Annotated in this window: 8 protein-coding genes; all 8 read left to right on the plus strand. The window is 39.0% G+C overall.

Features of this window, described 5'->3' with window-relative positions:
• Nucleotides 1–303 precede the first annotated feature (303 nt).
• Nucleotides 304–1,566 (plus strand): FecR family protein, encoded by a 1,263-nt coding sequence (locus AC1DND_RS10435; protein ID WP_477581416.1) that lies wholly within the window; start codon nucleotides 304–306, stop codon nucleotides 1,564–1,566.
• A 278-nt stretch (nucleotides 1,567–1,844) separates the two neighbouring features.
• Nucleotides 1,845–5,201 carry a TonB-dependent receptor gene (locus tag AC1DND_RS10440; protein WP_477581418.1) on the plus strand — a complete coding sequence of 1,119 codons (3,357 nt, stop codon included), beginning with the start codon at nucleotides 1,845–1,847 and terminating at the stop codon, nucleotides 5,199–5,201.
• Nucleotides 5,202–5,256: 55 nt separating this feature from the next.
• Nucleotides 5,257–6,870 carry a RagB/SusD family nutrient uptake outer membrane protein gene (locus AC1DND_RS10445; protein WP_477581419.1) on the plus strand — a complete coding sequence of 538 codons (1,614 nt, stop codon included), beginning with the start codon at nucleotides 5,257–5,259 and terminating at the stop codon, nucleotides 6,868–6,870.
• Between the two features lie 277 nt (nucleotides 6,871–7,147).
• Nucleotides 7,148–9,124 carry a heparin-sulfate lyase HepC gene (gene hepC / locus AC1DND_RS10450; protein WP_477581421.1) on the plus strand — a complete coding sequence of 659 codons (1,977 nt, stop codon included), beginning with the start codon at nucleotides 7,148–7,150 and terminating at the stop codon, nucleotides 9,122–9,124.
• A 408-nt stretch (nucleotides 9,125–9,532) separates the two neighbouring features.
• Nucleotides 9,533–11,044 carry an alpha-L-fucosidase gene (locus AC1DND_RS10455; RefSeq protein WP_477581423.1) on the plus strand — a complete coding sequence of 504 codons (1,512 nt, stop codon included), beginning with the start codon at nucleotides 9,533–9,535 and terminating at the stop codon, nucleotides 11,042–11,044.
• A gap of 174 nt (nucleotides 11,045–11,218) precedes the next feature.
• Nucleotides 11,219–12,490: an SGNH/GDSL hydrolase family protein gene (locus tag AC1DND_RS10460; protein ID WP_477581425.1), complete on the plus strand. Its 1,272-nt coding sequence runs from the start codon at nucleotides 11,219–11,221 to the stop codon at nucleotides 12,488–12,490.
• Nucleotides 12,491–12,626: 136 nt separating this feature from the next.
• Nucleotides 12,627–13,307 carry a hypothetical protein gene (locus AC1DND_RS10465; protein WP_477581427.1) on the plus strand — a complete coding sequence of 227 codons (681 nt, stop codon included), beginning with the start codon at nucleotides 12,627–12,629 and terminating at the stop codon, nucleotides 13,305–13,307.
• Nucleotides 13,286–14,348, plus strand: a 1,063-nt coding sequence (locus tag AC1DND_RS10470) for a TIM-barrel domain-containing protein (RefSeq protein WP_477581428.1), incomplete at its 3' end; no start/stop codon positions are given. The genes AC1DND_RS10465 and AC1DND_RS10470, both read left to right, overlap by 22 nt.

A 14,348-nucleotide genomic window follows, 5' to 3' on the forward strand; every position in this document is an offset into this window, starting at 1 on the left:
GTAAACAGCCAAAAGATGAGGGGGCTTAATTTATTAAGGCAAAAATTGCCCAATAGCGAATACCTGCTTATTGCGGTTATTCTATTTACAGGAGTCCGGCATTAAGCTCCTTTTAAGCATGCCAGGCAAATATTCTAAAAAGCAAATCCATATTCATAATATGTAAATCTACCCAGCGTGCCGGGCCTGGCGGATAACAAGCCCTCCTCAAAGGTTGCTCTCGTGTTTTTTACCCAAAAAAACATCTGAAAAGTGATATGAAATATGCATTTGACAGGCTTCCTAAAAAAAAATTAAAATCTTTTGGACAAATTCAATAGGCATCCGGTTATAGAGATAATTGAGCCAAATATATTAACGATGGGACTTCCAAATGTAAATTTCAGTAGCCGCATAGCAGCGCTAATCTGTGGGTATCTTTTTAATGAACTCAACGATGGTGAGCTGGAGGAATTGGAGCAATGGATCAATGCCTCGCAAGAGCATAAGGAGATATTTGAAAGTATTTTTGATGAGGCCAGTCTGGAAAATCAAGGCCGGATCTATAATTCTGTAGATGTGGACTTGGCTTTGATTTCGGCAAAACAGCGGTTGAAATTTGTTGAAAGACCTGGAAATAATACAAATAAAAAGATCAGACCACTTTGGATATACATTGCTGCTGCATCGATTATACTGCTGATCACTACAATTGGAGTATATCACTTAAGAAATCCCAAACCCTTATCGGTACCCTCAGCTTTAGCTAAACGAAGTGAAATTAAACCTGGGAGCAATAAAGCTACCTTAACACTGGCAAACGGGAAAAAAATTGTTTTGTCGGCAGCAGCAAACGGGGAGCTTGCCAAAGAAGCAGGAGTTGTAATTACCAAAGCGGCAGATGGGATGCTGGTTTATGAAGTAAAAGCTCAAAATGGACAGGATAGCCATCAAATGAATTCTCTTTCGACTGCGAAAGGAGAACAGTATCAGGTAAGTTTACCTGATGGCACCAGGGTTTGGCTAAATGCGGCTACATCATTAAAATATCCCAGTTCTTTTAGCGGGACAGGTGAACGCATGGTGGAACTAAGTGGAGAAGCTTATTTTGAGGTGGCAAAGGATAAAATTCACCCTTTTATCGTGAAAACGGATCGACAAGAGGTGGAGGTACTGGGTACACACTTTAACCTCAACAGCTATTCTGATGAAGAGGTTACAAAAACGACCTTGCTGGAAGGTTCTGTAAAGATCAACCACAGGGTTTTACTCAAACCGGGCGAAGAGGGGGTGTCAGCCAAAACAGGCACTTTAACAGTTAATGCGGTTGATACCGAGAGTAGTGTAGCCTGGAAAAACGGCCGCTTTGTTTTTGAAAATGAACTGTTGATGACCGCCCTGAATAAAATAGCCAGGTGGTATGATGTAGAGGTAGAGTATCAGGACCAGAATCTTGAACGCTTGCCTGTAGGAGGAAGCATATCCAAGTTCGATAAAGTTTCAGAAGTTTTGGCTTTATTCGAAAAAACAGGGGGGCTACAATTTACAATTAAGGGCCGAACGGTAATTGTCGGTAATAAAAAATAAACTCAAGGCGCTATCTATAAGGAGCCTTGTTAACTAACCAAATATAAACTCAAACTAACCAACCATGAGAAAACCCAGAAATGTGCCTTAGCGGAAACTAAAACGGTAATCATATAAAAAAATCTGGAGCGTAGCAAGCGCCCCAGATTAGCATGTCTGATTAAACCGAAAATGAGTGTTGAATTCCTTTTTTAATCTAAACAGAAATCCAAATGTATAAAAATTACACCAATAATGTATGTTGGCCTAATCGGCTATTGCCAAAAATCCTGTTGACTATGAAACTGACGAGCGTTTTATTAATAGTGACTATTATGCAGGTAAGTGCAACAGGTTTTGCACAGAAAATAACCATAAAGCAGAAAAATGTTTCCCTGGAACAGCTTTTTAAGGTAATTACCAAGCAAACTGGCTATAATGTGCTCTGGGTTGGTATTGAGGCCGGAAATTTCAAAAAAATTGACCTCGATTTCAACAAAGCACCTTTAAATGATGTTTTGAAAAAGTCTTTCGAAAATCAGTCTTTGACTTATGAAATCGAAAATAAAACAATCATTGTCAGAAAATCCAAAAAGATCCTGATTGAGCCTGATCAGGCTGTCAATATGGTCATTGACATTTCTGGTAGGGTTGTAGACGCTGAAGGGAAACCGCTTCCCGGTGCATCTGTGAAAGTAAAAGGTACTACAAAGGCTGTGATTACCGATAATGGCGGGAACTTTCAATTGAAAGGAGTTGATGAGGACGCATTGCTAGAGGTTTCTTTTATAGGGTATGTGAGTGCAGAAATAAAGGCCGGCAAGGATCTGGGAAATATTGCCTTAAAGCAAACCGATGCTAAATTGAATGATGTTGTTGTGGTGGGCTACGGTACACAGAAAAAAAGAGATGTGATTGGTAGTATTTCTACGATAAAGGCAGAAGCTTTTAAAACAACAGGTAACTCTACAAATGTATTGTCACTTTTACAGGGACAGGCCTCAGGAGTGAGTGTTCAAGCAACATCAGGCAAGTTAGGTGCTCCTGTAAATGTCTTAATCCGTGGATTAAGTTCAATTAGTGCTGGTACATCTCCTCTTTACATCATCGATGGTGTTCCGGTAATAGGTGATATGTCTCTTGTTAATCAACAAGATATCGAGTCAGTTGAGGTGTTAAAAGATGCCGCTGCAACTTCTATTTATGGTTCCAGAGGGTCGAATGGTGTTGTTATTATTACGACAAAGTCTGGAGTTGCAGGGAAGATTTCAATAAATTTTGATCCTAGTACAGGAATTTCCGATTTGCCTTTCCAAAAGGTTGAAACTGTTAATACCAAACAACTTTTTGAAATCCTGGATAATTCGAAAGCAGCGAATGGTTTGGGACCATATGACCTGGAAACGGACTACTACCCAGTAATGACGAACATCACGGAGAAACTTACCAGAGATCAGGTATTGGCTACCAATACAGATTGGAAGAAAGAACTAATGAGAACTGGATTATTTCGTAATGCCAATCTCTCTGTGGTCGGAGGAGATAAAAATACCAAATATTTTATATCCGGAAATTACAGAAAGGATGAGGGGGTGATGAAAAATGATCAGCTTGAACGTTACGGAATAAGGACGAATGTAGATCTCAAGCCAATGAGCAATTTCGAGACAGGTGTAAAACTCAATCTGAGCGTATCAAATAAGACTAACAGTGGCGGATCGTTCAGTCAAATTATGGCAACACCGATGCTACCTGTTTATAGTTTGACCAATCCGAACTTATATTTAAATCCAAAATCTGGAAGTAACCCGGCTGCAACAAACGACCTGGCAAATAATCTGACAGACCTTAATCTTTATCGTGCATTGGTTGGGGTTTATGGAGAATATCATATTCCCTTTGTAAAAGGACTATCAGCTCGTACAGAAGCATCTTTGGATTTTCAGCAGGCCAATTCAAACCATTGGGAATCACTCCTTATCCGTCCTGATGGATATTCTTATGCGTCGGATTATGCGAATACAATTAAAACCACAAATTTTAATTTCTTCTTGACTTATAATAAACAATTTGGCGACCATAATTTAAATCTTGTTGGAGGTGTGGAAAATCAAAAAACAACCGGGTGGTATCGAACTATGGAAGGAAAAGATTTAGTGGGAAGCTATCAGGAATTGGGAACGCCAAATCAAAAAACAATTATGTCATCCACATTGGGTAATGAAAATTACCGTCTGGGTTATTTTGGGCGCGCCAACTATAAATTCAAAGACAAATATTTGTTAGGATTTAGTTTTAGAAGAGATGGAGCTTCAGTATTTACCCCTAATTATAGATGGGGTACTTTTAAGGCATTTTCTGCAGGATGGATTCTTAGTGACGAATCATTTATGGGTGATTTTGGAAGAAAAAATTTCCTAAAAATAAGAGGAAGCTACGGTGAAACGGGTAATTCAAATATTCCTTCGAAATTGGATGGGAATGGATATACCACCGCTTTGGCGTATGGTGGTAGTGATATTACAGCTACTAACGGAACTCGCCTCAATACCCTGGGGATAACTAATCTAACCTGGGAAACAACTAATAGTTTTGATCTTGGAGTTGATTTTGGTTTCTTTAATAACCGTATAAACGGATCGCTCGCTTACTACAACAAATATGTTAAAAACCTGCTTCTTTCAGTAGCTTTACCGCCTTCAGCAGGAATAAGCTCAGGAATACTTTGGAATAATATCGGTGATTTGGTAAACGATGGGGTTGAGCTTTCCTTAACTTCTGTTAATTTCAATACCAAGGATTTTAGATGGCAAACAACATTCAATATAGGATTCAATCATAACGAGGTTAAGAAACTAACTCCGCAAATCGATTCAAAAGGGACAGGAATGGTGAGTTCAGCTTATATCACAAAAGTAGGTACCGGTATACGTGATTATTACCTTGCTGATTATGCAGGACTTGACGCTCAAACGGGATTACCTAAAATATATGCTCTTGATAAGGCTTATTATGCCCAAACAGGTGAAACAAGGAGGCTGAAAGATGCCAATGGGAATGAGGTGCTCTTGGACGCTAATGTGCCTAACGTAGGTGCTAACTATTTCCATATGGAAAACAAAAATGAAATCCCAAAATACTACGGAGGTCTTTCTAACCAGTTTAACTACAAAGGATTCGATTTGAACTTTTTAATTTCTTTCTCAGGTGGCAATTATATTTATGATCTGTATCATAGAAATTTAACCGGCTCAGGTTTGAGTGGAAACGCTATCGGGTTACCTGTTGATTTTTATGAGAATTACTGGAAAAATCCAGGGGATGATGCCAAGTATATGCGTGTGTTATGGAAAGGTAATGCTTACAAAGACGTAAACGGTGTTACCAAAGCTTTTGGTGACTCACGTGCCCTCACCTCTCAATACCTTTACAAAGGCGATTTTGTAAAACTAAAATCGGTAACCTTGGGTTATTCCCTTCCGCTGTCACCAAAAATGAAGGAATCTGTTCAAAATATCAGGCTTTATGCCAGTTTCGAAAACCTTTATACACTGACCAAATACCCAGGATGGGATCCTGAAGGACAAGGCTATGTTAATTCTTGGGATTTACCACAATTGTTTGCTGCAAGCTTTGGCGTTTCGGTTAAATTTTAAACAATTAATAAATTTATAAATCCATTGACGCTAAGTCAATATAAATTATTTAAAGATGAAAAAAATATTATTTCTTATATGTGCCGTTTTGATGCTGTTTACAGCGTGTAAAAATGAGGCATTTTTTGAATTAGAAAGACCGGTTGAAAGTCCTTGGACAACGCTTGCTGATTTTGACAGAGCTGCAATCGGATCGTATAATACTCTTTTTTTAACAAGCGACTATAACAGCGGCTTCAACGCATGGAATATGTATAAAAATGACGTTGGGGATGATGTGGCCTGTATTAGTTCTGGCTTTGGGTGGGGTTATTACCGCGATGCACAAAATCAAAAACAATTTTTGCCTAATGTTTTTACTGTAGCATACCGTACAATTGGTTCTGTGAATGATGCGCTTGAATATTTAGAAAAAAATGGCGGAAATCCATACCCAACAATAAATGCGGACGATAAAAAATACAATTTGGACCGGGTTACTGGCGAACTTTATTTTTTGCGGGGATATGCCTATTATATGCTCGCCACTGTTTATTGTGATGCTTATGTGCCTGGTGGTGCCAATGATGCAAAACGGATTCCATTGCTTACAAAAAAAGCACATAGTTACACTGAGGCCATTAATAGTAAGGTAGGGACGACCAAGGAGATATGGGAGCAGATACAGTCGGATTTTGAAAAAGCATATTCACTTTTGCCGGAGCGCTATATCTCTGGAAAAATGCATCCGTCATACCAGGCTGGCAGGGCAAATAAATTTGCAACGGCAGCGATGTTGGCCCGTACACACTTTGCTAAAGGTGAATATGAAAAAGCAAAAGGATATACCGACTTTGTTATTGAGCAAAATGGCGGTGATTATAATTTGAGCGAAGATCCCATTGAGGCTTTTAATAAAAACACCCTGAGCCGTGGCAAAGAGGTGATTATGTACTTGCCTCTCTATGATGTGACAACCGCTCCGCAATTGCACTTGATGGGCGAATCCAACAATTTAAGGGGACCCTTTGTGAATGGCTGGACTGAGGCCAGCTTGGATCCAACAGTTATCAAGAGATTGGGTTGGCAGGATAATCCCAAAATAGATGTGAACGTAACATTTAAAATGGAAGCATTGAGGGACAAACGCTTCACTCAACTGATGGCTGTAAGAGAACCGACCTCTGTTCCTGCTGCAAATCGATATCCCGAAAGGTTTTATACAGATTCCAAAATTACATACAGTACTATTTTTGCCAATAAAGCTTTCAGAGGAGCACCTGTAGGTAGCAATTTGGCCTGGAATACAAACTATCCGATAATCAGGCTGGCCGAAATGTATCTCACTCGTTCCATCTGCAGGTTTAAGGCTGGGGATAAAGCTGGTGCAGCAAGCGATCTGAATATAGTTAGAAAACGTGCCTGGAATGCAACAGTTGCAGGCATGACATACGAATCGTCTCCCAACTATGTAACAATACTAAACATAACCGAGGCTATGATTGGCGATGAACGCCTGATTGAGATGTTCTGTGAGGGCGATAGGATAGATTATTTAAGAGGTTTAAAAGTGGATGTAGGAAATGGAAATAGAGCTCCCGTTATTTCCGCACCCGTGCCTTATACTGATAAAAGTTTTGTTTGGGCCATACCTAGTGTTGAAACTGATCTGAATTTAGGTTTTCAATAATAAGCGTAGCAACACCCGATTTATAACGGGTGTTGCTTTTAAACTATCCTCCGTGAACGGGTGAAAGGTAGATTCTAAATATAATATCCGAAATCCCTTTATCCACTAGAGAATGCATTTTTTCGCAATCTGTTATAGCAAAGTTATAAAGAACAAATAATTTATAAATAAACTATTTCAGACTTAAAAGGATAAAGGGTTTCATGTTGCAAAGGAAGTTTCTAAAGCGACAAATTTTAAAAAAAAATGGTGTTACAGCGCTTAATGCCCTACAATAATGAAGTTTAAGAAAATAAGTATAATGGCCTTTCTGTCGCTGGTGTTTTGGTTTGCTAATGCACAGGAAACTCCGCTGGAGAAAGAAAGCTTTGATATAATCAACCTCAATTATCCGGGGCTTGAAAAAGTCCACCAAGCGGTATTGGACAAAAAATATAATGAGGCCGCGAAAGAGTTACTGGAGTATTACCGGAAAAGATCAACGGTAAAACACCCCGAATTTAATGTGGCCGACAGAGCTGCTTTTGTTGGAAAACCTATCGAAGCGGCCGAACAGGAAAAAGCAGACAATGCCCTGATCCACAAATTTAAACCCCATGGCGGATATGGTTTTTTTGATTATGGGAAAGATATTGACTGGCAATATTGGCCAATAAAAGATGACGAAATTCGCTGGCAACTGCATCGTGTCACCTGGTGGCAATCTATGGGGCTGGCCTACCGCAGTAGTGGAGATGAGAAATATGCCAAAGAATGGGTGTTCCAGTTCCGGGATTGGGTCAGAAAAAATCCTTTCGGCCACAGTAAAGAAAATGATAGGATTGCCTGGCGGCCATTAGAAGTATCACTAAGAGTTTTAGGCCTTCCCAGTTCATTTAATTTATTTGTTAACTCGCCCAATTTTTCTCCAGCATTTTTAATGGAGTTTTTGAGCAGCTACAACCAACAGGCAGGATATATTCTTCCCTACAGTACTGAACATGGCAATCATCTGCTTTTTGCGGCACAAAGCGTACTATTTGCCGGGGCATTCTTCCCAGAGTTAAAAAACGCCGGTGGCTGGAGAAGGGACGGCATCGGGGTATTGAATACACAAATCAAAAAACAGATTTATCCAGATGGTGTTCAGTTCGAACTTTCTCCTGTTTATCATGTCGCAGCGATAGAGATATTTTTAAGCGCCTATAAGGCCGCAAAAATGGCAGGTTTGGAAAAAGAATTTCCTGAAAGCTATACCCAGATTATAGAACGGATGATCATGGCCACTGTCAATTATACTTTTCCGGATTATAACAATCCAATGTTTGGCGATTCGTTTCCGGTTGATAAAGATCTCAGGATAAAACAATTTGCTAATTGGTCGAAAATTTTTCCTCAGAATGATGTGATAAAGTATTTTGCAACCGATGGAAAAGAGGGAAAGATTCCTTCTTACTTGTCCAAAGGATTAAGCACTTCTGGGTTTTATACGTTTAGAAACGGCTGGGACAAAAAATCTACCGTTATGGTATTAAAGGCGAGTCCGCCGGGAGAGTTTCATGCGCAGCCTGATAATGGTACGTTCGAGCTTTGGGTAAAAGGCAGGAACTTTACACCCGATGCCGGTTGTTATATCTACGGTGGCGATTCCGCGATCCTTAAACTTAGAAATGCTTACCGCCAAACCCGTGTACACAGCACTCTTACCCTCGATAATGCAAACATGGTTATTACCAAAGCACAGCTTAACAAATGGGCGACCGGGAAAAATATTGATATCCTTACCTATACCAACCCAAGCTATCCTGATTTAAACCACCGTCGCAGCGTATTATTTATCGATAAAAAATATTTTCTGATTATTGATGCGGCGATGGGTAAAGCCAGGGGTAACCTAGGCATACATTTCCAGCTAAAAGAAGATTCTAACCCTTTTTTTGATAAAGGAAAATATAAAGTTTATACCAATTATCCTGATGGGAACAATTTGCTGATTCAGTATTTGAACAGAGACAAAGTATCTCTAAAGGAGGAGGAAGGGAAAGTATCTTATGCTTACCGCAAAGAACTGGCAAGGCCAGCTTTTGTGTACGAAAAGCCAAAAATTACTGAACAGCCACAGCGTTTTATCTCGGTGGTTTTTCCATATAATGGAAACAGCGCTCCGGATATAAGCATGGAGGAAAATGCCGCAAACGATTATGAAAATGGTAATTTAAACATTACGATAACTGTTAACGGCAAAAAATCAACTATAGCAGCAAAGTTGTTTTAACGATAATCATAAACTGGTTCCTTAGGTTACCCTGTTTTGTATACAATGCTTAACAAAGGAGACATTGATGAAAAGAATTGGACGGTTTCTTAATTACGAAACTTACTTATATATGTTAAGATCCTCCAGCATCCTGCCGACCAAATTGGTCGATTTGTGCAAATTGAACAGTGATATATAAGGTATTAGTTCTATTTAGCAAATGGTATTGAATAAAAAATGGAAAGTAGCGATGCCAATTTTGATGTATCCCGACTTGCTGAGGGATGTATTTTGTTAAGATAATAGTGCCGATGGCAAAACTTTAACAATGACAAAAATAAATTAAAAATAAGAGGTGTTATTTTCAAATAGGGTATACATCTCTTTTATAACCATTAAATCATAACTGCAGCTAAACAATAATTTATGAATAAACATATTAGAATAAAGCTTATTACCTGTTTATTACTGGGTATAGTTTCATGTCAAATTTTTGGACAAGAAAAAGAGGGCGATCGAGTTAAATTGGAGCATGATCAAATTGGAAATATAGTAGATAAAAATGCTACATATACCCATACCAGCAATCCTGATGCACAATGGTATCCGGATGCAGGGTTAGGACTTTTTATTCATTGGGGATTATCGTCCGTAAAAGATATTGGTGCATCCTGGCCAATGGTAGTCGGTTGGGGCCTAAGGTCGAAGGCAATCGATACACTGGAAATTAAAAGGGTAGTAAAGGAACGGGATTACAAAGCAATAAATGGTGGAAGTTTCTTTATAACCCCGAATGACTACTGGGCGATGGCAAAGGAATTCAATGCTCAAAATTATGATCCTGAAAAATGGATTAAGGCCGCGAAAGAAGCCGGTTTTACCTATGCCGTATTGACCACCAAGCACCACGAGGGATTTGCCCTATGGCCAAGTGCTTATGGTGATTTTAGCACTAAAAACTTTATAGGAGGCAAGGATTTAGTGGGACTTTTTATAAATGCCTGCCGCAAATATGGTTTAAAGGTTGGGCTTTATTTCTCGCCACCCGATTGGCATTTTAACAAGGATTATGAGAACTTTTTTTTCCAGGAGTCAAGAGTGCACAATCCTACTTTCCCTGAATTGGACGCAAATCTGAGTCCTCGAACTTCAAAACCAACTGTCGAAGAAACTGCCAAACACCGTGCAGCCTATGCTGCAATGGTACGTGGCCAGTTAACGGAACTGCTCACGAACTATGGCAAAATAGACCTGCTCTGGTTTGACGGCCGTGCAGCCATAGATAATCCTTCTAAGGTGCTAACTCAGGAAGAGATAAGACGTTTGCAACCAGGTATTGTAATGAATCCCCGCATGCATGGTACAGGCGATTTTATAACCTTTGAACGAACTCCTCCCACAAAAGACCCTGGTGATACCTGGGCAGAGTTCTGTAATACTTGGACAGAAAGTTGGAATAACAGTAATACTCTTCCTTTTCGTTCCAATGCATTTATTTTGGGGCAATATGTTGCCATGCGCGCCTGGGGAGTTAATTATTTGCCAAGTATTGGCCCTAAAGCTGATGGTTCGATGCCGGAGGCTGTATATGAGAATTTAAAAGTTATAGCACATTGGATGAAAGCGAATGGAAAAGCAGTAAAAAACACAAAGCAGTTGCCTGCAGGTGAAACAGCTTCGGTACCTGCAACGTCAAATAACAATTTCCGTTACCTTTTTGCAATTCCCGAATTTAAAGATAATGGTATGTATGAGAAGGACAGACTTCCGGCCAAAGATATCGTGTTGACGCTAAAAACAGCAAGCAAACCAAAGAAGGTGAAGTTATTGGGGTCAGCCAAATCGTTAAAGTTCAGTTATTCTGATGAGCAGGTCCAAGTTAAACTTCCCGCTTCAATGCGTACCAGTCTGGTCGATGTTGTACAAATTGAACTGTGATTATATAAGGTATTAGTAAAGAAAAAAATTAATATGAAACCATCGTGAGCTGACACTCGCGAAGCGAAATGAACCGAGCTTGCGAGCTCTTGAACACCGATTAAAAAATAGACAAACTGTGAAAAATATTGCTCATGACGGCTTCATCATCATTAAAAAACAAATTATATACGGATGAAAAGAATTATTGTACTAACAGTCCTATGCTTATTGCAAGTGAGCGAATTTGCTGGAGCACAAGGGATAGAAGATAAGAGGACATGGAATGAGTTCTCAGTCAGAGCGGGCCTGCCAAACTTTTTTTCAAAGGCATTGCATGGTGGACCGGTAAAAGTGGCTTATTTAGGGGGAAGTATCACCAAACAGGAAGGATGGCGTGTGCATTCGCTAAATTGGTTTAAGGAGCGTTTTCCTCAAGCCACATTTTCAGAGGTGAACGCAGCCATTAACGGAACACGTTCTGACTTTGGGGCATTTCGTATCAAGGAACAGGTATTGAAGTATAAACCAGATTTGGTATTTGTTGAGTTTGCAGTAAATGATCAGAAAACAGAATCATCGAGGATCATTCGTTCTATGGAAGGAATTGTGCGACAAATTAAGCAGGCAAATCCATACACCGATATTTGTTTTGTTTACACTATTTCAACATATACATTGGAAGATGAACAAAAAGGAATGTTACCTAATTCTGCACTACAGATGGAGAAGGTGGCCAATCGTTACGGTATTCCAAGTATCAACTTTGGTTTTGAAATAGCAAAGATGATAAACAATCATCAGCTTATTATGGAAGCTAACGAAAAGGAACAGAACGGTGTAAAAGTATTTAGTCCTGATGGCACTCATCCTTATCCTGAAACAGGGCATCTTATTTATCAAAATGTTCTGAAACGTTCGTTTGAGAAAATGATTCCCACAAAAGCAAGTGTATTAATCAAAAGCAAGCTTCCAAAGCCAATGATGTCAGATTGTTATGTTGATACTCAAATGATCGACATAAAGAATGCAAAGTTAAGCTCAAATTGGGAGTTGATGGATCCGAAGGAGAATCCTTCTTTTTCTGAGTTTAGTAATTTTCTTCCGTTTATAGGAAAGGCTGAGAAATCAGGTGAAACAATTACAATCCGTTTCAAAGGACGGGCTTTTGGTATCTTCGATATAATGGGACCTGATGCAGGACGTGTTGTTGTAGAGGTAGATGGTGCGGTTAAAGATACAGTTAATCGTTTTGATGGGTATTGCACCTACAGAAGAATGAACTATGTTTTGATTGATGGTCTTGAAAATAAAAAGCATACGGTAGTGTTGAGGTCTTTGTGCGAACCTTTTGACAAAAGTGCAATCTTGTCTAATAAAGAAAGTATAACAAAGGATCCTCAAGCCTACAAACCGAATAACCTTTACATAGGTAAAATTCTGATAGAAGGAAAAATTATTAAATAGGAGAAGGTAGTAAATCTTCTAACGTCAATTTTTTTGTCGAAAAACAAATTAAGATGTCTACTACCAACACCCAGCGGATACCATTTAGGTATCTCTTAATGTCACAGCCTATTTTTTATATCTAAAAGCAACAAAAATGAAATACCCAAAAATTATACAGATTTTCATTCTGATAAATATTTTTCACTTCCAAGTTAATGCCCAAACTCCATTTTTTTTGGACAAGGTAATTACATCCAAAAAAATTGACAACACCGTTGTTCTTCATTGCCCGAATAACCGACAATTGAAAATAACGATTGAACAAGATGATATAGTTCGTTTCCAATGCGGAACTAATGGAGCTTTTGCCCCATCAATTATGATAAATCAAGGATTAGTTAAAAACGATTTCACTAATTCGGAATTTTCTTTTCGGGATAATGGTGCTTTGATCTCAATTTCAACAAAAAAAATGGTGTTAAAAATAAATAAGAAACCATTTAATATCGCACTGTTTGATTCAAAAGGCAATCTTCTGACGTCACTAGAAACAATTAAAGGGGACCCAAAGTTTGAAAAAGCCAATAAGCTTATGTTTAAAATGGCAGAAGATGAACATTTTTACGGATTTGGTTTTATGAGAGCAGGATTTGATGCACGTGGGTTGAAGTTGAAATGGACAAAAAATTATAGATGGCGTGAAGCAACTGTGCCATTTTTTATGAGTACCCACAATTATGGCTTTTTTTCTAATAATACTTGGGACCTTAATTTTGTCTTTAAAGGAAATGATGAAAAGACAGATGCAGGTATATGGAGTCTCAAAAAAATGTAATTCAAATCGCAAGTGAATTTCGTAAACATCATATCCCGATTGATATCATCGGATTAGAGCCAGGATGGGAAAATGATCCTTATGGCAATAAATTGATATGGAGTGCTGAAAGATTTCCGGAACCCGCCAAAATGATTGCCGATTTGAAAAAAACGGGATTCCACTTTGATTTATGGGAAAGCGGCACAGCTCCCACAAAAAATATCCTTGAACGAAACGTATTAGACAATTGGTATGCCAAACGTCTTTCGCTTCTGGATCTTGGAGTGGAGAGTTTTAAGCAAGATGATCCTTATCCAAGAGATATTACAAGCCAAGCTTATGATCCGGCCGTTTCCAGTGATAATTATTTATCCAGCGGAGTATATAAACATCCCGAATTAAACAACATAGCTAATTCTATATTCTCAAATACAGCGTTTAATTATTATAGAAAATATACGGGAAAGAGAACATTCATACAATTTCATGCCTATAACGCATCGGTAGCTTCACAAAGGTGGCCGTATCAATGGGGAGGCGACTTTTTGTCTGGAACTGGAATGTTAAATGCAGGGCTCTCAGGACATTCTGTTGTTAGTGAAGATATGAGGGATTTTTCGCCAAAAGGGCTGCATTATAGTTTTCTTACGCCAGCTCCTGTAATGGATGCTTGGGCTTATTTTCGCGAGCCTTGGTGTTTTCCGGAAGAAGTGGAAAGATCCGAAAGGTTTTACAGCAGCTTGAGACAAAAGCTTAGCCCATATCTTTACGCTACCTTATGGCAGTCTCATACGGATGCCATTCCTATGATGAGAGCAATGGTACTCGAATACCCACAAGATACTAATACCTATCAAATGCAAAATCAATTTATGCTAGGCGATTGGTTGTTAGTAGTCGCTAAGCCATCAGTAATAGATGAGTCCGATCGAGCACAATTTGTTGGTAAGGAATTGAGTACGCAGGCATATTTGCCTAAGGGGCAATGGATCAATTACTGGACTGGCGAAACTTACCAAGCAGAGACAGGAAACAATAAAAGCATTAGCTGGCCATCTT

The organism is Pedobacter sp. 01N416 (genome assembly GCF_056399685.1).